Below are 17816 nucleotides of genomic sequence, written 5' to 3' on the forward strand. Positions count from 1 at the left end.
AAAGCGTATTCCAAAAGAGGATTATTTAAACTTCTGTATTTGTATTCATGTAACTGAAAGAAAATTTATTTTATCTAAAATGTAGTGTAAAAGAGGATTCGCTTACATTGCAAGTAAAAAGTAATGACTATGTATTTGTCATAGAAATTCCCTATCAGCCGTGTACCCATTCATGATAGAATCGTTTTGTTATGAATGGAAATAGAGGTGCAATGGACATATGAATCATATACAAACAAATTTTTCATCTTTCTTCAATAAAATTACGATTGGTGCGATGCTCGCATTTTTTGTTTATAGTTGTTGGACAGCATTTGAGACAAGTAAGCAATTTTTTGGAGGAAGTACAACAAGTGTAACAATCATATTGGCAATTTTCGTCATACTCATTTTGTTAGTGGCATCAATTCTACAATATCGTTTTACAGACAAACAATTTCTTATTTTTCTTATAAGTATATCTATAGTTGTGAGGCTTAGTATGCTGTTATTTGTAGACACTCCAATAATTGGTGATATGAAAGTGATGTATGAGTCTGCAAAGGAGATTGCAATTGGTAATAATATAGGGACTGTAACTCATTTGCCGTTTATTATATATGAGTCAGTAATTATTCGTATATTTGGTGATACATTATTTGCTTTACAACTATTTAATGTGTTATTTTGCGCAGGAACTGCATTTTTTATTTATCGTATTGCGGCAATGGTTTTTGGAGAAGAATGCGGTCGTATTGCTTCCACATTTTATGCTCTGTATATTCCAAATATATTCATGAGTTCCGTATTAACTCCTGAGTCACTTGCAATATTTTTATTTTATTTTGCTTGCTACATACTTTTATATAAAGGATTAGATCATCCTTATATGTGGGTGTTTTCAGCGATTTTATTTGCATGTAGTAATATGATTTTCCCAATGGGATTATTTCTTCCTATTTTTATCACGATATATGTATTATTAATTGAAGTGTTTCAATCAGCAACGAAACAAAAAGTGTTACTAAAGACGATAGGGATACTTATTCTGTTTTATAGTGCTCATTTTAGTGTGAATTATGGAATTAAGACAATGGGACTGTCACAATATACGATTACGAATGAGACGTATGTTCAATCTATCTTAATTGGAAAAACGCAACGTGAGGAAAAAGTATCGAAAAATCAAAGTGTAACAGAGCATATTGATCAAAAGTTAAAAGAGATTGAGGGAGAAAGATTTAAACTTTTAGAACCGGTGATAAATCAGTTTTCAGATGAGGGAATAAATTCTATTCTTTTTAAATGTGAAAAACTGATATATATAGCGGTAACATTGTTTATGACTATCGCTCTATTACACTTCCTTATTAAGAAACAACAAAACGAGGGATATATGTTGTTCTTATTATTAATTAGCGGATACGTATTGTTAAAGCTCTTCCAAGTCGATATGGCATATTATAATCTTATTGTGCCAGCATTGTTTATTTTGCAAAGCTTTGGTGTTTATATGAGTTATGTATATTGTCAAAAAATATTCTTTAGAAAATAAAAAGAATCCAATTTGGATTCTTTTTTTGGATGGAAGATGAATACTAAGAGCTAGTAGAGATAAAGAATCTCTACTGACATAATCGCTCTATCGGTTCAGTTCTAGTTGTAAACTATCAGCTGTTAGAGCCATTTTTGAGGAATCGTCTTGAATTCCTTTCATTACTTGTGAAATGGTTTCTAACTCATTTTCAATTTTTTTATTCTGTTCTTTTGAGTTAGACATGTCTTTTACGATTTCTTGGAAGTATTGATCCGTTGCAGACATACTATCAGTTCCTTCAGATACGAGAGAGCTAATTTGTTTCACGGAAGAAGAGACACGAACAATCTGTTCATTTGTTTTTTCAACGAGCTTTGTAACGTTAAATATAGATTCTTTCGTTTGCTCTGATAACTTTCTAATTTCTCCAGCTACAACAGAAAAGCCTTTGCCAAATTCCCCAGCGCGCGCAGATTCAATTGCAGCGTTTAGTGCGAGTAAATTTGTTTGCTCGGCAATTGATTTTACAATATCTATAATTTCGTTAATTTTGTTAGAAATATCGAGAAGTTCATGTGTATCTGTAATAATCGTTTCCATGTTCGTTTGAATGTATTCCATTCGTTTATTTTGCTCATTTAATTGTTCTTTACCTTTATTTGCTTTTTCTTCTGATGTTGTAGCTAATGACGTACCTGTTTTAGCGATTTCTACAATCGTTTCAGATTTAGCGGTTAACTGCTGAATAGAAGCGCTTGTTTTTTCAGATACAGATGCTAGTTCTGTTGCAATATGCGTAATGGTCATAGCTGTTATTTCTTTTTCTTTTTCAAGTTCTTTTTGCATTCTTTCATATTCAGATTCATAAGACGCAATAACGAGTTCTTGTTCAAGAGTAAGTAATTTATTTATTACGTTTATAGAATAAGAAAAATCGTCAATTGTTGTAATTTTCGTTTTTAAAATCTTCATGATAGAGCGGAATAATTCTTGATAAGCGGCAGTATACCATTTTCTATGTAACCCAATTTGTACATGTCTTTTTGCAATTCTAACACGTTGTTCAATAAAGTCTTCATGCATATCTCCGCTAAATAATTCTTTTATATGTGTTTTTAAAGTTTGCTTTAGTTTTGGAATAGAGCTATAACGTTCGATAATCGTAATTAAATTAGGCTGTTGTGTAATATTGGAATAGAATTTTTCAGTAATCCAATCAATTTCTTCATAAATAAAAGGTTGTAGTACCTTTACGATTTGTAAATCTTCTTTTGAAATATGTAGCATATCCATTTGAATTTTTAGTTCAGAATTAGTAGGAACGTTAAAAGTGATTTGTTGATTCTTACTTAATTCAAGTATACTTACGTTTGTTGTATTGTTATGTTTTTTAAAAACCCCAAGCATCGTTCTTCCCCCTGTTTGTAAAGCGTTTTCATTTTTTGGTTCTAATATAATTATATATATTTATATGCAATTACTCTATATTAGTGTGTAGAATAGTATATAAATTAAGAGAATTCCATATAGAATTCTCTTAATGACCTTTATTAATTTTAGCATGTGTTTTAAAGAAAACTGGGAAATGTACATTATATATGACAGTGACAACACGAATAATGAATGTTACTAATAAACAAACATAGAAAGCCAATACGTGTGCCCCCATTGCATATGTGATTAGGAAACTAATTGCCCCTAAAATAGAAGCGATGGCGTAAATTTCTTTTCGGAATACGTAGGGGATATCTTGAGCGCAAATGTCACGCAAAATACCGCCTCCAATACCTGTAATGACTCCCATTGAAACAACTAAAAATGAGGCGTCAACATGATGTGACATTGCCGCATTTGCACCAATAGCTGTAAAAACGCCTAAGCCAACAGCATCAGAAAGCATAATAACAACTTGAAGTTTATTGATACGCTCAAAAAACATACAAGTAAATAATGCTGATAATACGCTTACGAAAAAGTAAATGGGTTTAACAAATGCGACGGGAGGCAGGTTACCGATCATAATATCACGAATAATACCGCCGCCGAGCGCAGTAGCTACAGCTAAACAAAGGACACCGAATAAATCTAAATCTTTTTTTAAACCAACTAATGTACCAGAAATGGCAGCGGCGATAATGCCAAGAAACGTAAATATATCGATTAATAACATGGCCTTAATCCCTTCCTCTTAAAGATGTTCCAGAGAAAAAATATACACTAAAGTATTGGAAATAACAATTACTTTTCGCTACATGTAGAAAAACGGATAAAATACATAAAGAAAGCGTTTGAAAATGTTTGGAAAATAGCTATAAAGTAATTTGAAGAAGATATGAAAAGATTAATTTTACATTTTTTTGGTGTTACCTAGTTGGTAAAATGTTACAATGTTAGGTATGTTGTTTACATCTGTATAAAATGATAAAAAAATATGTATATACTGACAAAAATAAGGGGATGGTTGTTAGATAGCTTTTGTAAAAATAGGGAGTATAGCGAAAGGACAGTAATTTCTATTACTGATTAATACTTGTCCTGGCTAGTTTTAGCTGGAAAAATAGTTCTCGATTTGAATATGAGTTATGTTATAATTGCTAGGTGTGTTTGAATGATAAAAAATTATGATTAAAAGATAATGTTAAGATTTTGTATGGAGGTCTTGGAATGTTAGCAAATCAAGCTAGGGTTAGATTTGAGCGGTTTTTGCTCTTTTTTATTATTTTACAGCCTGTTTTAGATTTATTAACGTCTCTTAGCATCACTTTATTAAAGTCAAGTGCTACCGTTGGAATTTTAGTAAGATTCCTTATTATGGCTGTTGGTGGTATTTACATTTTAATTCAGGCAAAAGAGAAGGAAAATAGAAAGTTTTTAATTTATCTTATATTATTAGCCGGAGTTTTAGGGGTAGGATTTATTAATAACAAACTAGTTAAGGATCCTATTGTACTTGGTGAAGAAGTTAAATTCGTTGCGAAAGCATTATATATATATATCATGCTGGGGTCATACATTTTAGCTTTAAAATCATTGAAAAAGAAAGTTAATATTAGTGATAAGGTTCGAAATAGTATTGTATATTCTACATTAATCATTAACGCAATTATGGTTATTTCTATTTCAACATCTACTGACTTTGGTAGTTATGAATGGATGAAGGTAGGTTCTCGAGGTTGGTTCTATGCAGGGAATGAACTAGGTTCAATCTTAGCTATTATTTTCCCTATTGTGGTACTATATTCTATTCAAAAGACAAAGAGCTGGAAACACGTTTTATATTGGATTCCATCGCTTTTAATGATTTACTCATTAATTCAGGTCGGTACGAAAGTAGGAATGGGCTCAATTGGTGCTACGTTAGCGGCAGCAATCGGGATCATTGTACTACAATTATTATTTGATAGAAAAAATCCGAACAAAAAATCCCTTGCGCTTAATGCAGTAATTGCTATTGTCCTATTAGCTGGTGTAGTTGGAACGTTTAAACAAACGCCATTAGCACAAAATATGGGCATTCACAATAACTATTTATCAGAGCAAAATGTGGCACAGCAAGGTCAAAAAGAAAAAGAAATTAAAGAGAAGCTGAAAAAAGAGCAAGAACTTAAAGCAAAAGAAGAAACTCATCATAAAGGTGAAAAGCCAGAAGAAAAGGCAAAGATAGAAGAGGAAGTTAAGAAAGAGCTTGAGAAAGAGCAAAAGAAAGAAAATCAAGAAAATCTTATTTTCAGCGGACGTCAAGTATATGAAGAAAGACATAAGCAGTTCTTTAAAGAAGCGCCAACGTCACAAAAGTTATTAGGAATGGGTTATGCAGGTAATTTTAAATATAATGAACAAAAGCAGCCAGATCCAAAGCTAATTGAAATGGACTTTCATGATTGGTTTTATGACTTTGGGATTATTGGTTTTGCATTACTAATGATTCCATTTATTTATTACGGCTTAAGAATCCTATTAGTATTTATTACAAGGTTTAAAGAGATATTTAATATAAAATATGGAATGATTGCAGCAAGCTTATTGTTAGCATTAGGTATTGCTTATATTGCAGGACATATTTTAACAGCACCAGGAGTTGGGATCTACTTTGTAGTGGTGTTAGCTTATCTAATTGTAGACTTAGAAATTGAATGATTAAAATAAAAGCTAACTTTTGTTAGCTTTTATTTTTTAGTACAGTAAAATAAAGATAGATGGAAATGTGGCGAGGATTTAAAGGAGGAAAAAATATGAGGATATTGCATATGAATGCAGGAGCAGAAGATGGGGGAGGGAAAACACATATTATTTCACTTCTCGATCAGTTTCCAACTGGTGAAGTAGAATTAGCGGTATTTGAAGATGGAATTGTTGCGAAAGAAGCAAGAGAGTTAGGGATAAAAGTCCATGTGTTTTCACAAAAATCCCGCTATGATTTATCTATTTTAAAGAATATAAGCGAATTCATTAATAATGAAAAATTTGATATAGTTCATACGCATGGTCCTAGGGCTAATTTCTATGTTTCTTTAATGAAAAAGAGAATAACGGCAAAATGGGTAACGACTATTCATAGTGATCCATTTGAAGACTTTACTAAACAAGGCTTAAAAGGTTGGGTTTTTACGAAATTAAATTTGAAATCCTTAAAAAATGTAGATTTATTTTTTGTTGTAACAAATAGATTAAAGAAAAGTTTAGCTGCTTTAGGTATTTCTAATGAAAAGATGCATGTTATTTATAATGGAATTGAATACGATAAGGAAAAAGCAGAAGGTTATAATAAAAAAGAAATGTTCAATATTGATGAAGATGTATTTACGGCAATCCAAGTAGCACGATTGCATCCTGTGAAAGGACATGAAGTTCTATTTGATGCGTTACAACGAACAAAATTAGAGAAAATTAAAGTATTGTTAGTTGGCGATGGCCCGTTAGAAGAAAATCTAAAGTCATTGGCTACTGAAAAAGGGATTAATAATAAAGTTGAGTTTTTAGGGCATCGTCAAGATGTAAAACAATTATTTGCGTCGTCACATGTGAATTTATTAACCTCCCATAGTGAAGGGTTCCCACTAGTTTTATTAGAAGCGGCAAATCAACGCGTACCATCAATTGTGACTAGGGCTGGAGAAATTGAACCATTAATTGTAGATGAAACGTACGGATGGATTGTGCCAACAGATGATGGAAGGGCATTAGCATTAGCTTTAGAAGAAGCGTATGATAAGTGGAAAACTGGAGAATTAGCAGCAATGGGGAAACATATTTATGAGCATGCTATTATGAACTTCTCACTTCAAAAACTATATGAAGATACAAAGGAAACATATAAGCAATTAATAGCCAAAAACTTGTAATGATAGAGAGGATAGTTAACTATGGCAGTACAAACAGTTGATATTCTAGGCGTTCCTTTTTCTACAATGACAATGGATGAAACGGTCCAATATTTAAAAGAACAACTAGAAGTGGAGCGAACACATACTTTTCAGGTAGTAACAGCAAATCCTGAAATTGTTATGTGTGCAAAAAAGGATGAAGCATTCCATCAAACATTATTAAATGCAGATTTAATTACACCTGATGGTATTGGAGTCGTAAAAGCAAGTGGTATGTTAGGTACACCTGTAAAGGAACGTGTAGCAGGTTTTGATTTAATGTGTAATTTACTTGCGGCGTTATCAGAAGACAGTAAACCAGTATCAGTTTTCTTATTAGGTGCAAAACCACATGTTGTACAAGCTGCAGCAGATCATTTAACGAAGACGTATTCAGCTGTATCTATTGTGGGTATACAAGATGGGTATTTTAAACAAGAAGAAGAAGAGAATATTGTTTCTCGTATTCAAAAGGCAAAACCAGACTTATTGCTTGTTGCACTTGGTTTCCCGAGACAAGAGAACTTTATCCAAACGAATAAGCATCGTTTAGAAACGAAAATGGCTGTTGGAGTAGGCGGAAGTTTAGATGTATGGGCTGGAGAGGTAAAACGTGCACCAAAATGGATTCAAGCGATTCATTTAGAGTGGTTTTATAGATTGTGTAGCAATCCAACGCGTTGGCGTCGTCAGTTAGTATTAGCGGAATTTTTAAAAGAAGTCATGCGTTCAAAAAAGTAGCGTTCTATCGCTACTTTTTTATTTGTCCATTTTTAATAAAGTGAGTTTTTATTCATCTACTACCGATTGCGGGCACTCACTAATCGGGTGTTTAATGGTCATGTTTTTTTAATCTATCCGCCTTTGCTTCAGCTGAATTTTGAGGTGAGGGGTTTTACTGCCCTCAAATAGTCGGATAAGTATTTTACTTTTTGGGAATGATGAAGGAGAATTTTTTACACGAAAGTATTTTACTTATACAATTCACACATGTAAAATGATGTGTAAAGACAGCTGTGTAAGGAGGACTTCTTGTGGGCAAGGTGAAAGAAATTTCGAAGCGAAAGCTACTTGGTATAGCGGGGCTTGGATGGTTATTTGATGCAATGGATGTTGGAATGCTTTCATTTGTAATGGTAGCGCTGCAAAAAGATTGGGGATTAAGTACCCAAGAAATGGGCTGGATAGGCAGCATTAATTCAATTGGTATGGCGGTCGGGGCGCTCGTTTTTGGAATACTATCAGATAAAATAGGGCGGAAATCAGTCTTTATTATTACATTATTATTATTTTCTATCGGTAGTGGTTTAACGGCTTTAACGACGACACTTGCTATGTTCCTTGTTTTACGATTTTTAATTGGTATGGGGCTTGGTGGAGAACTTCCAGTTGCTTCTACATTAGTATCGGAGAGTGTTGAAGCACATGAACGTGGCAAAATAGTTGTGCTATTAGAAAGTTTTTGGGCAGGTGGATGGCTAATCGCAGCTCTTATCTCGTATTTTGTTATACCGAAATATGGTTGGGAAGTTGCGATGATATTGAGTGCGGTTCCAGCGCTATATGCTTTATATTTAAGATGGAATTTACCGGATTCTCCAAGATTCCAAAAGGTTGAAAAAAGGCCATCCGTTATCGAAAATATAAAGTCAGTTTGGTCTGGGGAATATCGTAAGGCAACAATTATGTTATGGATTTTATGGTTTTCTGTTGTCTTCTCCTATTATGGCATGTTCCTTTGGTTACCTAGTGTAATGGTATTAAAAGGATTTAGTTTAATAAAAAGTTTCCAATACGTACTTATCATGACGTTAGCTCAATTGCCAGGTTATTTCACAGCTGCTTGGTTTATTGAACGTCTTGGTCGTAAGTTTGTTTTGGTTACGTATTTAATTGGTACAGCTTGCAGTGCTTACTTATTTGGAGTGGCAGAGTCATTAACGGTATTAATCGTAGCAGGCATGTTACTATCATTCTTTAATTTAGGTGCTTGGGGTGCATTATATGCCTATACACCTGAACAATACCCAACGGTTATTCGTGGTACAGGTGCAGGGATGGCGGCAGCATTCGGTCGTATTGGTGGTATTCTTGGACCGCTATTAGTAGGATATTTAGTTGCTTCACAGGCTTCGCTATCACTAATATTTACGATTTTCTGTGGATCAATTTTAATAGGCGTATTTGCTGTAATTATACTTGGGCAAGAAACGAAACAACGAGAATTAGTATAAGGTAAAACTTTAATCGGTAAGTGATCTCATAATTGGCCCGTACCAATTATGTTTTAGAGTAGTAAAACTAAGAGCTCATGTTTTCTCATTCAGTGGGTTTTACTGCCTACAAATAACGGAATAAAAGGGCAGAGGGAACCATGATGGTTCCCTTTTTTCTGTTTTTTTAGATAAATAATGGTATAGTAAGAAAAAGGGAATGTTCCTTATAAAAGCGAATGTATACAACAGGACATACGGACAAAAGAATTAGGTGGTTGAAGAAATGAAAATTTTACTGATCATGGAAGATGCAGAAGAGCGAAGAAGTTTAGCTGAAAAATTTACTGAAAATATAAGGAATGTAGAATGTTTTGAAGCAAATACAGGAACAGAATCCTTATTTATGATGAAGAAGCATACACCAGATTTTGTTTTTTTAAATTCAAAATTACTAGATGGAACGGGTTTTGAATATGCGAGTTTATTACGGGAAGTAAATTGTTATACGAAATTTATTTTTATGGGTGAAGATATAGAAGAGTCCATTACAGCATTTCGTTTTCAAGCAGTTTATTATTTACTACGCCCATTTCGCGAGGAAGATTTGCAATTCCTTTTATATAGAATGGCTAAAGAGCAAGGTGAGAAAGCAAAGAGCTATTTGCGTAAACTACCGATAGAAGGTCAAGAGGGGATTCGGTATATTTTCCCTGAAGATATTGTATATGTAAGCAAAAATAAGGAAAACAAAACAGTTTCAATTTATACAACAAATAATCAGTATATTTCAACATATACACTCCAGGAGCTAGAAAATAAGCTAAATGCATATGATTTTTTACGTGTGCATAAAAGTTATTTAATTAATATGTCATATGTACAAGAGTTAAAGCCTTACTATAATGGAACATATAATCTGTATTTAGATAAATATGATGAGCAACCGATTCCAGTAAGTCGTAATTATGTGAAACGACTTCGAAATAAAATTGAATTATAGCAGATAATGCGAATTTTTTAACATGATAAACTAAAAATCCTTCATGATAGGGAGGATTCAAATTAAATATTCAGAAAATTTAGTACAATCCCACTAAGAAATAGTATTGGGGGGATTGTATGTGAGAACATTGAAGTCAATTTTACTTTGGGGAGTTATTGCAGCAGTAGGAGCCGGTGCTTTTGGTGTAATAGCTTTATCACAAGGTGAAACTATTAATGCTGTATGGCTCTTAGTAGCAGCGGTATGTGTGTATGCAGTTGCTTATCGCTTTTATAGTAGATTTATAGCGAGAAAGGTATTCGGTTTAGATAATAATCGGCAAACGCCAGCTCATACATTAAATGATGGAAAAGATTATGTTCCGACAAATAAATGGGTATTATTTGGGCATCATTTTGCAGCAATCGCTGGGGCTGGGCCTTTAGTAGGACCGATTTTGGCGGCACAAATGGGATATTTGCCAGGGACAATATGGATTATTGTAGGGGTAGTTGTCGCTGGAGCTGTGCAAGATTTTGTCATTTTATTTGCTTCGATGAGACGTAATGGTAAATCTCTAGGTGAAATGATTAAAGATGAGATTGGTCCTGTTACAGGACTTATTGCAATGATTGGTATTTTAGGCATTATGATTATTTTATTAGCAGTATTAGCATTAGTAGTAGTAAAGGCGCTTGTCGGAAGCCCTTGGGGAATGTTTACGATAGCAGCAACGATTCCTATTGCTATTTTAATGGGAGTATATATGCGCTACATTAGGCCCGGACGAGTTGGTGAAGGTTCAGTAATCGGAATTATCCTACTTATACTGTCTCTTATTGGAGGGCAGTATGTAGCGGAAAATCCAGCGCTTGCAAGTATGTTCACGTTTAGCGGAGAAACAATTGCTATTATGCTTATTGTATATGGATTTATCGCATCGGCATTACCAGTTTGGATGCTTTTAGCACCACGTGATTATTTAAGTACATTTTTAAAAGTCGGAACAATTGTAGGATTAGCAATTGGTATTTTAATTGTAGCACCAGATTTACAAATGCCAGCAGTTTCGAAATTTATTGATGGAACTGGTCCTGTGTTCTCTGGAAACTTATTCCCGTTCTTATTTATTACTATTGCTTGTGGTGCAGTGTCTGGATTCCATGCTCTTGTTTCATCAGGTACGACGCCGAAGATGATTGAGCAAGAGGGACACGCACAGCCAATCGGTTATGGAGCAATGTTAATGGAGTCGTTTGTAGCGGCCATGGCGATGATTGCAGCTTGTGTATTAACACCGGGAACGTATTTTGCAATTAATAGTCCTGCAGCACTTATCGGTACAGATGTCTCGCAGGCAGCTCAAGTTATTTCCTCATGGGGATTTGCTATTACACCAAACGAACTAAAAGATCTCGCTGTAAACGTTGGAGAGCAAACGATTTTATCACGTACAGGTGGTGCGCCAACGTTAGCGATAGGTATGGCATATATTTTCTCACAAGTAATAGGTGGAACGGCCATGATGGCATTTTGGTATCATTTTGCGATTCTCTTTGAAGCGCTATTCATTTTAACAACAATTGATGCTGGAACGCGTGTCGGCCGATTTATGATTCAAGATATTTTAGGGCATGTATATAAGCCATTTGGGAAAACGGATTCTACATTAGCGAATGTAATAGCTACAACGTTATGTGTATTAGGATGGGGTTATTTCTTATATCAAGGGGTAGTTGATCCGCTTGGTGGAATTAATACATTATGGCCACTTTTCGGTATTGCAAATCAAATGTTAGCAGGTATTGCATTATTACTTGGAACGACAATTTTATTCAAAATGGGAAAAAAGGCATATGTTTGGGTGACGCTTATTCCAACTGTCGGATTGCTTATTGTAACGATGACAGCGGGTTATCAAAAGCTATTTCATGAAAACCCTAAAATAGGATTTCTATCCCATGCAAAGGTGTTTCAAGGAGCATTAGATGAAGGGAAAGTGTTAGCGCCAGCTAAAAATGTGGCCCAAATGAAGCAAATTATTTTCAATGATTATATTGATGCGGCACTTTGTGGGATTTTTATGATTGTTGTAATCGCTGTATTAATTTCTGCAATTCGAATTTGGATTCAAGTATTAAGAAATAAGCCGATGCCGCTAAAAGAGGCACCATATATCCCTAGAGATGAAAGTGAGTCGAGGAACTATGCTTAAAAGACTACGGCAAGTATGGGGACAAAGGAAACACTTTATTAGCTTACTTGTTGGGGTACCAAGCTATGAAACATATGTAGAGCATATGAAAAAGCATCATCCAGAAGAAGAAGTTGTATGTCAAAAACAATTTTTTGCAGAAGCGCAAGAAGCAAGATTTAATGCAAAGGGCGGAAAAATCTCGCGCTGTTGTTAGTGAAAAGGACGAATTTTCGTCCTTTTTATTTTTTGCTGTTTCACGTGGAACAGCAAAAAATAAATAAAAAGCTTTGGGAATTATAGGTATTTCGTATACAATAAAATAAGGAAAGGGATAGATAGAAAAGTAGGGAGATTATTTTATGTTAAGGGACTTATTTGTAAACACAACCATTATTCTTTCCTTTATTTTTATTGGAGGTCAGCTTTTAAGAGATAAACCGTTAGAAGAAGGGTTCTCTTTTTGGCAGAAATGTGTAGTAGGTATTCTTACTGGAATATTAGGTATATTACTAATGTATTTCGGTGTTCATGTTGGTACCATCCTATTGGATTTACGCTACTTAGCTGTTATTCTAGCCGTTATAATTGGTGGCCCAATAGCGAGTACTATAGCTGTTAGTATGATTTTAGTAACTAGGTTAGTATTTATGGATTATTCATTAGCTTCTCAAGTAGCTTTTTATACAATTATTGCGATAGGGATAGGTAGTATCTTTATTTCGCGTCTAAACCTTTCTCTAGGAGAAAAATGGGTATGGCTACATACATATATTTTATCTATTCTAATTCCCTCACTATATATATGGCTAATTAAAGATATTTACATAGTGGGATTATATTTGGTTTCTAGTGTTATTACAGGCTACATAACATTCATAAGCACAAATTATGTATTACAATCCAATGAGTTATTTCAAAAGATGAAGCAATATGCAACGATAGATGCATTGACAGGTTTAGGAAATGTAAGGCAGTTTGATTTAGAAATGAATCATCATATTGGTAATAAGCGTATGAAAAATGATTCACTTTGTTTACTACTTATAGATATTGATCACTTTAAGTGTGTAAATGATACGTATGGGCATCCTGCAGGAGATGAAGTGTTAAAACAAATAGGTTGTATTTTAAGGGAAGTTTCACCGTTCCCAAATTTGTCCTTTCGAAAAGGTGGAGAAGAGTTCGCGCTTTTGATACCAAAGAAGGGATTAGCTTACGGAATGCATACGGGGGAAAAGGTTCGCACAGCTGTTGAAAACCATTCATTCCAATTGTTAAATGGAGCAAAAATAAAAATTACAGTTTCAGTAGGCGTTTCAGTATATGAAGAATCACCAGAGCAATTTATTCAAGCTGCTGATGATGCATTATATTACTCCAAAAGAAATGGTAGAAATCAGGTTAGTTCTGCATCTTAAAGATAAGATGACCAGAAGAGCTTATAAATAAAAACACCCACAGAGAGGGAAAATACACACTCTGTGGGTGTTTTTATTTATAGGTTAGACAAGCTCTTTTGATACAACGAATTTACGATATGCACCGTGATGTGTTGGGCCTACGTATTCGTTGATCTTGAATGAATAACGGATAGCAGCTGTGATAAATTCTTTAGCAGTTTTTACTGCTTCTTTCACAGGTTTTCCTTTTGCAAGTTCTGCTGTAATTGCCGCAGAATATGTGCAGCCTGCGCCGTGTGTATTTGTCGTATCAATTTTTTCTGATTCTAGAATGTCGAATGTCTCTCCATCATATAGGACGTCGATTGCAGTTTCGGTACCAAGCTTGCTACCGCCTTTAATTAGGACATATTTCGCACCTAAAGCATGGATTTTTTTCGCTGCTTCTTTCATGTCTTCAAGAGAATTAATCTTTACGCCACTTAATTGGTAAGCTTCAAATAAGTTTGGTGTGACAACTAATGCCTTTGGAACAAGAACGTCACGTAAGCAATCATTCGTTTCAGGATGTAATGCTTCATCAGCACCTTTACATACCATAACAGGGTCAACTACTACATTTTTGAAATTATGTTTTTCGATTGTTTCTGCAACCATTTCGATAATTTCTACTGATCCAAGCATACCTGTTTTTAAAGCATCTACGCCAACGCCCTCAATTGTCGTTTCTAATTGTGGTTTTAATGTAGAAGCTGGGATTGGGAATACGTTATGTGCCCAACCGTTATGTGGATCCATCGTTACGATTGTCGTAAGAGATGTCATTCCGTACACACCAAGTTCTTGGAATGTTTTTAAATCTGCTTGTATACCAGCACCGCCACTTGTGTCAGAACCAGCGATAGTAAGTGCTTTATTTAATGTCATTATGAAAAGCCCCCTCAGGTGATATAATGAAAACTATGTTTTCACCATTATATCAATGTTACGAATAAGTACAAAGTGAAAAGTAGATGATTTATGTTAGGAACTATGTAAAATCTTGTATGTAGGAGACGAATTATGTTTCAAGAGAATCGTACAAATGAATTAGTTATATTAAAAGAGATTGCAGAAACACTAAATACATCAAATGATACATATCATGTATTGCAAGCAGTACTAGAAAAATTGCTGAGTGTAACAGGTTTAACGACAGGATGGATATTTCTTGCGGATGAAAATGGTAGGTATACAAAATTAATTGATTATCAATTACCGGAGGCACTTACATATGAAAACAAACGTCCGATGTGTGAAGGGGAATGTTGGTGTTTACGTGGCTTTGTGGATGGAAAATTAGAACGAGCTGTTAATATTATTGAATGTAAAAGAATTAATAATGCAATTGAATATAATTGGGGAGATACAGAAGGAATTCTTCATCATGCTACGGTTCCTTTAAAGGCTGGAGGAGAAAAATTTGGTTTGTTAAATGTGGCAAGCCCAGGTAAAACACATTTTTCAGAAGAAGAATTAGTATTGCTTCAATCAGTTGCCTTCCAAATTGGAACGGCTTTAAAACGAGCAAAGTTATATGAAAATGAAAAGCGAAGAGCACATTATTATGTGAAATTAGAACGGTTCATTCAAGTTTTAAGAACGATTCATCAATTTAATATATTGCCTGAAAAAGTTGTAGATCAATTAGGTGAAGTGTTTCAGTGGAATCAAGTCGCATTCTTTATTAGGGAAGAGAAAGAATTATCCTTGCGGGCATCTTATTGCCAGGAAGAATTGCAAGAGGATATAAAAAAAGCAGCGAAAGAAGCATTAGAAAAAGGTGAACCTATTTTATTAAATCATCAAATCAGTCATAAGGTAGCCTCTAATAGGACGGTTATTGCTACACCAATACAGATTCAAACTCACATATTTGGTGTTTTATGTGTTAGTTCAAATAATGGTGAATTTGATGTGAATACGATAGATGTACTTCAAGCAATTACAAATCATATTTCCTTCGTGATAGAAAATTTAAGATTAAATGAGCAACGGCGTGAACTTGTACGAATGGAAGAAAGAAATCGGTTAGCAAGGGACTTACATGATTCCGTCTCACAAAAGCTATTTTCGTTAACCTTTATGACAAAAGGCGCTGAGGCAGTTTTAAAAGGTCAAAATGAAAAAGTGGATCGATCTTTGCATGATATGCGTGAACTAGCGCAAGGAGCTTTAAAAGAAATGAGGACGTTAATTTGGCAACTACGTCCAGCGGGTTTAGAGAAAGGATTATTACCAGCTTTAAAGCAATATGGTGAAAGTTTGGGATTGAAAATTCGGGAACAAGTTACAGGTGTCCGTGATTTACCACGTGTAGTAGAGGAAGCGCTATGGAGAATTGGACAAGAAGCTTTAAATAATGTAAGTAAGCATGCGAATGTTAGAGAAGCGACGATTTATTTCAAAGTGACGGAGAAGAATGTATCATTAGAAATAGTAGATCAAGGAAACGGCTTTGTAGAAAAGGATATAAAAGAGAAGAAATCACTTGGCATGACTACGATGCGCGAAAGAGTAGAATTAATCGGTGGAACAATTAAAGTTGTAAGTGATAAAAAAAGAACAAGTGTAAAAGTAAACGTACCATTATGATGTGAAAATGAGGGAAGTTTGTGAAAATAAAAGTATTGTTAGTGGATGATCATACAGTCGTTTTAAAAGGATTAGCATTTTTCTTAAGTACACAGGAAGATATAGAGTTAGTTGGAGAAGCAAGTAATGGGAAAGAGGCACTAATAAAAGTAAGGGAGACGAATCCTGATGTTGTACTAATGGATTTATATATGCCCGAAATGGATGGTGTTGAGGCGACAGCATGTATTAAAAAAGAATATCCTGATGTGAAAGTAATTGTATTAACTAGCTTTTCTGATCAGGCGCATGTGTTACCAGCGTTAAGGGCTGGAGCAAGCGGGTATATTTTAAAAGATGTAGAACCGGATCAGCTTGTTGAGGCTATTCGAAGTGCATATAAAGGTAATATTCAATTACATCCTGATATAGCAAATGCTCTTCTCTCTCAAACATTACCTGTAGAGGAAAAGGAAGAAGAGCCTTCTATTCAAGTGGATGTGCTAACAGCGAGAGAAAATGAAGTATTGCAGCTATTAGCGAAAGGGATGAGTAATAAAGAAATCGCTTCTGTTTTAGTTATTACAGAAAAAACGGTAAAAGCTCATGTAAGTAGTATTTTGAGTAAGTTGAATTTATCTGATCGTACGCAAGCGGCATTATATGCAGTGAAAAATGGAATTGTATAAGACGAAAGTCGTAAGACCTAGTTCGCCTTTAGAAGGTGGACTTTTTTTATGGAAAAATACGTCTATGTGAGGACGAAATTGTCTTGATATAAAGATAAAATATGTTTGTAAGCAACAAAACAACAATTACAAGGGATACCTTTTTAAAAGCATATAACAACATAAGAGTGAGTAGTAGGAGGAAAAACAATGGCAACAGTTTTATTTGTAAAGGCAAACAACCGCCCAGCGGAACAAGCAGTTAGTGTAAAATTATACGAGGCATTTTTAGCGAACTATAAAGAAGCACATCCAAATGATACAGTAGTAGAACTTGATTTATATAAAGAAGAATTACCATATGTAGGCGTAGATATGATTAATGGTACATTCAAAGCAGGTAAAGGATTTGATTTAACTGAAGAGGAAGCAAAAGCAGTAGCAGTTGCTGATAAGTATTTAAATCAATTCCTAGAAGCTGATAAAGTCGTTTTCGGTTTCCCATTATGGAACTTAACGATTCCAGCAGTATTACACACATATATTGACTATTTAAACCGAGCTGGTAAAACATTTAAATATACGCCAGAAGGCCCAGTTGGTTTAATTGGGGATAAGAAGATTGCATTATTAAATGCGCGTGGCGGCGTATATTCTGAAGGTCCAGCAGCTGAAGTAGAAATGGCTGTTAAATATGTAGCAAGCATGATGGGCTTCTTCGGTGCAACAAACATGGAAACAGTAGTTATTGAAGGACATAATCAATTCCCAGATAAAGCAGAAGAAATCATTGCAGCCGGTCTTGAAGAAGCAGCTAAAGTAGCAAGTAAATTTTAATTGAAAATAGAATCGTCACTCAAA

At 34.5% G+C, this 17816-nt stretch carries 15 protein-coding genes and 1 pseudogene; 12 read left to right on the forward strand and 4 right to left on the reverse strand.

The genetic code is table 11. The features are described 5' to 3' along the window. Window positions 1–220 precede the first annotated feature (220 nt). Complete coding sequence (locus tag MR079_RS06955; RefSeq protein ID WP_242293753.1) at window positions 221–1534, forward strand: ArnT family glycosyltransferase; 1314 nt, start codon at window positions 221–223, stop codon at window positions 1532–1534. A gap of 87 nt (window positions 1535–1621) precedes the next feature. Here the strand turns inward: MR079_RS06955 and MR079_RS29440 are convergent, their stop codons facing one another. The 3 genes and pseudogenes from MR079_RS29440 to MR079_RS06965 all read right to left on the reverse strand — a co-directional run bounded on the left by MR079_RS29440 (window position 1622) and on the right by MR079_RS06965 (window position 3686). Then, on the reverse strand, window positions 1622–2362 hold the full coding sequence (locus MR079_RS29440) for a methyl-accepting chemotaxis protein (RefSeq protein ID WP_370530095.1): 741 nt from the start codon (window positions 2360–2362) through the stop codon (window positions 1622–1624). Window positions 2363–2425: 63 nt separating this feature from the next. Further along, window positions 2426–2923: pseudogene (locus MR079_RS29445) on the reverse strand (protoglobin family protein); the annotation flags it as partial. A gap of 130 nt (window positions 2924–3053) precedes the next feature. Further along, window positions 3054–3686, reverse strand: coding sequence for a trimeric intracellular cation channel family protein (locus MR079_RS06965; protein ID WP_000924376.1), 633 nt, complete (start codon window positions 3684–3686; stop codon window positions 3054–3056). Window positions 3687–4180: 494 nt separating this feature from the next. Here MR079_RS06965 and MR079_RS06970 point away from each other — a divergent pair, with 494 nt between their 5' ends. The 8 genes from MR079_RS06970 (at window position 4181) to MR079_RS07005 (ending at window position 13692) form a co-directional block, all read left to right on the forward strand. Beyond that, window positions 4181–5653 carry an O-antigen ligase family protein gene (locus MR079_RS06970; RefSeq protein WP_139868580.1) on the forward strand — a complete coding sequence of 491 codons (1473 nt, stop codon included), beginning with the start codon at window positions 4181–4183 and terminating at the stop codon, window positions 5651–5653. A 95-nt stretch (window positions 5654–5748) separates the two neighbouring features. Beyond that, window positions 5749–6858 (forward strand): glycosyltransferase family 4 protein, encoded by a 1110-nt coding sequence (locus MR079_RS06975; RefSeq protein ID WP_242293754.1) that lies wholly within the window; start codon window positions 5749–5751, stop codon window positions 6856–6858. Window positions 6859–6879: 21 nt separating this feature from the next. Continuing rightward, window positions 6880–7620, forward strand: coding sequence for a WecB/TagA/CpsF family glycosyltransferase (locus MR079_RS06980; protein ID WP_139868578.1), 741 nt, complete (start codon window positions 6880–6882; stop codon window positions 7618–7620). Window positions 7621–7913: 293 nt separating this feature from the next. Continuing rightward, window positions 7914–9113 carry an MFS transporter gene (locus MR079_RS06985; protein ID WP_087955226.1) on the forward strand — a complete coding sequence of 400 codons (1200 nt, stop codon included), beginning with the start codon at window positions 7914–7916 and terminating at the stop codon, window positions 9111–9113. Window positions 9114–9378: 265 nt separating this feature from the next. Then, on the forward strand, window positions 9379–10095 hold the full coding sequence (locus tag MR079_RS06990) for a LytR/AlgR family response regulator transcription factor (protein ID WP_000698249.1): 717 nt from the start codon (window positions 9379–9381) through the stop codon (window positions 10093–10095). 121 nt (window positions 10096–10216) lie between these two features. Next, window positions 10217–12292, forward strand: coding sequence for a carbon starvation protein CstA (gene cstA / locus MR079_RS06995; protein WP_001259569.1), 2076 nt, complete (start codon window positions 10217–10219; stop codon window positions 12290–12292). After that, entirely contained in the window at window positions 12285–12488 is a 204-nt protein-coding gene (locus MR079_RS07000) for a YbdD/YjiX family protein (protein WP_000919824.1), read from the forward strand. The genes cstA and MR079_RS07000 overlap by 8 nt, the downstream gene beginning before the upstream one ends. 145 nt (window positions 12489–12633) lie before the next feature. Continuing rightward, complete coding sequence (locus MR079_RS07005; RefSeq protein WP_139868575.1) at window positions 12634–13692, forward strand: GGDEF domain-containing protein; 1059 nt, start codon at window positions 12634–12636, stop codon at window positions 13690–13692. An 84-nt stretch (window positions 13693–13776) separates the two neighbouring features. Here MR079_RS07005 and pdxK read toward each other — a convergent pair whose 3' ends face one another. Beyond that, the gene (gene pdxK, locus MR079_RS07010; protein ID WP_000174249.1) at window positions 13777–14601 is read right to left on the reverse strand and encodes a pyridoxine/pyridoxal/pyridoxamine kinase; all 825 of its coding nucleotides are present in this window, start codon (window positions 14599–14601) and stop codon (window positions 13777–13779) included. A gap of 135 nt (window positions 14602–14736) precedes the next feature. Between pdxK and MR079_RS07015 the strand changes: the two genes are divergently transcribed. The 3 genes from MR079_RS07015 (at window position 14737) to MR079_RS07025 (ending at window position 17792) form a co-directional block, all read left to right on the forward strand. Further along, window positions 14737–16308, forward strand: a complete 1572-nt coding sequence (locus tag MR079_RS07015; protein ID WP_139868571.1) for a GAF domain-containing sensor histidine kinase — start codon at window positions 14737–14739, stop codon at window positions 16306–16308. Window positions 16309–16328: 20 nt separating this feature from the next. Continuing rightward, entirely contained in the window at window positions 16329–16976 is a 648-nt protein-coding gene (locus MR079_RS07020; protein WP_139868569.1) for a response regulator, read from the forward strand. Between the two features lie 189 nt (window positions 16977–17165). Continuing rightward, complete coding sequence (locus MR079_RS07025) at window positions 17166–17792, forward strand: FMN-dependent NADH-azoreductase (protein ID WP_000246724.1); 627 nt, start codon at window positions 17166–17168, stop codon at window positions 17790–17792. The last annotated feature ends 24 nt before the right edge of the window (window positions 17793–17816 follow it).

Origin of the sequence: Bacillus cereus group sp. BfR-BA-01381, from assembly GCF_022663555.1 — a bacterium.
In the GTDB taxonomy this organism is placed as follows: Bacteria; Bacillota; Bacilli; order Bacillales; family Bacillaceae_G; genus Bacillus_A; species Bacillus_A pacificus.

Coding starts and splice junctions, on each gene's coding strand:
- MR079_RS07015 (WP_139868571.1), top strand. CDS start 14,737: ATGTTTCAAGAGAATCGTACAAATGAATTAGTTATATTAAAAGAGATT.
- MR079_RS06965 (WP_000924376.1), bottom strand. CDS start 3,686: ATGTTATTAATCGATATATTTACGTTTCTTGGCATTATCGCCGCTGCC.
- MR079_RS06975 (WP_242293754.1), top strand. CDS start 5,749: ATGAGGATATTGCATATGAATGCAGGAGCAGAAGATGGGGGAGGGAAA.
- MR079_RS07025 (WP_000246724.1), top strand. CDS start 17,166: ATGGCAACAGTTTTATTTGTAAAGGCAAACAACCGCCCAGCGGAACAA.
- MR079_RS06990 (WP_000698249.1), top strand. CDS start 9,379: ATGAAAATTTTACTGATCATGGAAGATGCAGAAGAGCGAAGAAGTTTA.
- MR079_RS06970 (WP_139868580.1), top strand. CDS start 4,181: ATGTTAGCAAATCAAGCTAGGGTTAGATTTGAGCGGTTTTTGCTCTTT.
- MR079_RS07000 (WP_000919824.1), top strand. CDS start 12,285: ATGCTTAAAAGACTACGGCAAGTATGGGGACAAAGGAAACACTTTATT.
- pdxK (WP_000174249.1), bottom strand. CDS start 14,601: ATGACATTAAATAAAGCACTTACTATCGCTGGTTCTGACACAAGTGGC.
- MR079_RS06955 (WP_242293753.1), top strand. CDS start 221: ATGAATCATATACAAACAAATTTTTCATCTTTCTTCAATAAAATTACG.
- MR079_RS06980 (WP_139868578.1), top strand. CDS start 6,880: ATGGCAGTACAAACAGTTGATATTCTAGGCGTTCCTTTTTCTACAATG.
- MR079_RS07005 (WP_139868575.1), top strand. CDS start 12,634: ATGTTAAGGGACTTATTTGTAAACACAACCATTATTCTTTCCTTTATT.
- MR079_RS29440 (WP_370530095.1), bottom strand. CDS start 2,362: ATGCAAAAAGAACTTGAAAAAGAAAAAGAAATAACAGCTATGACCATT.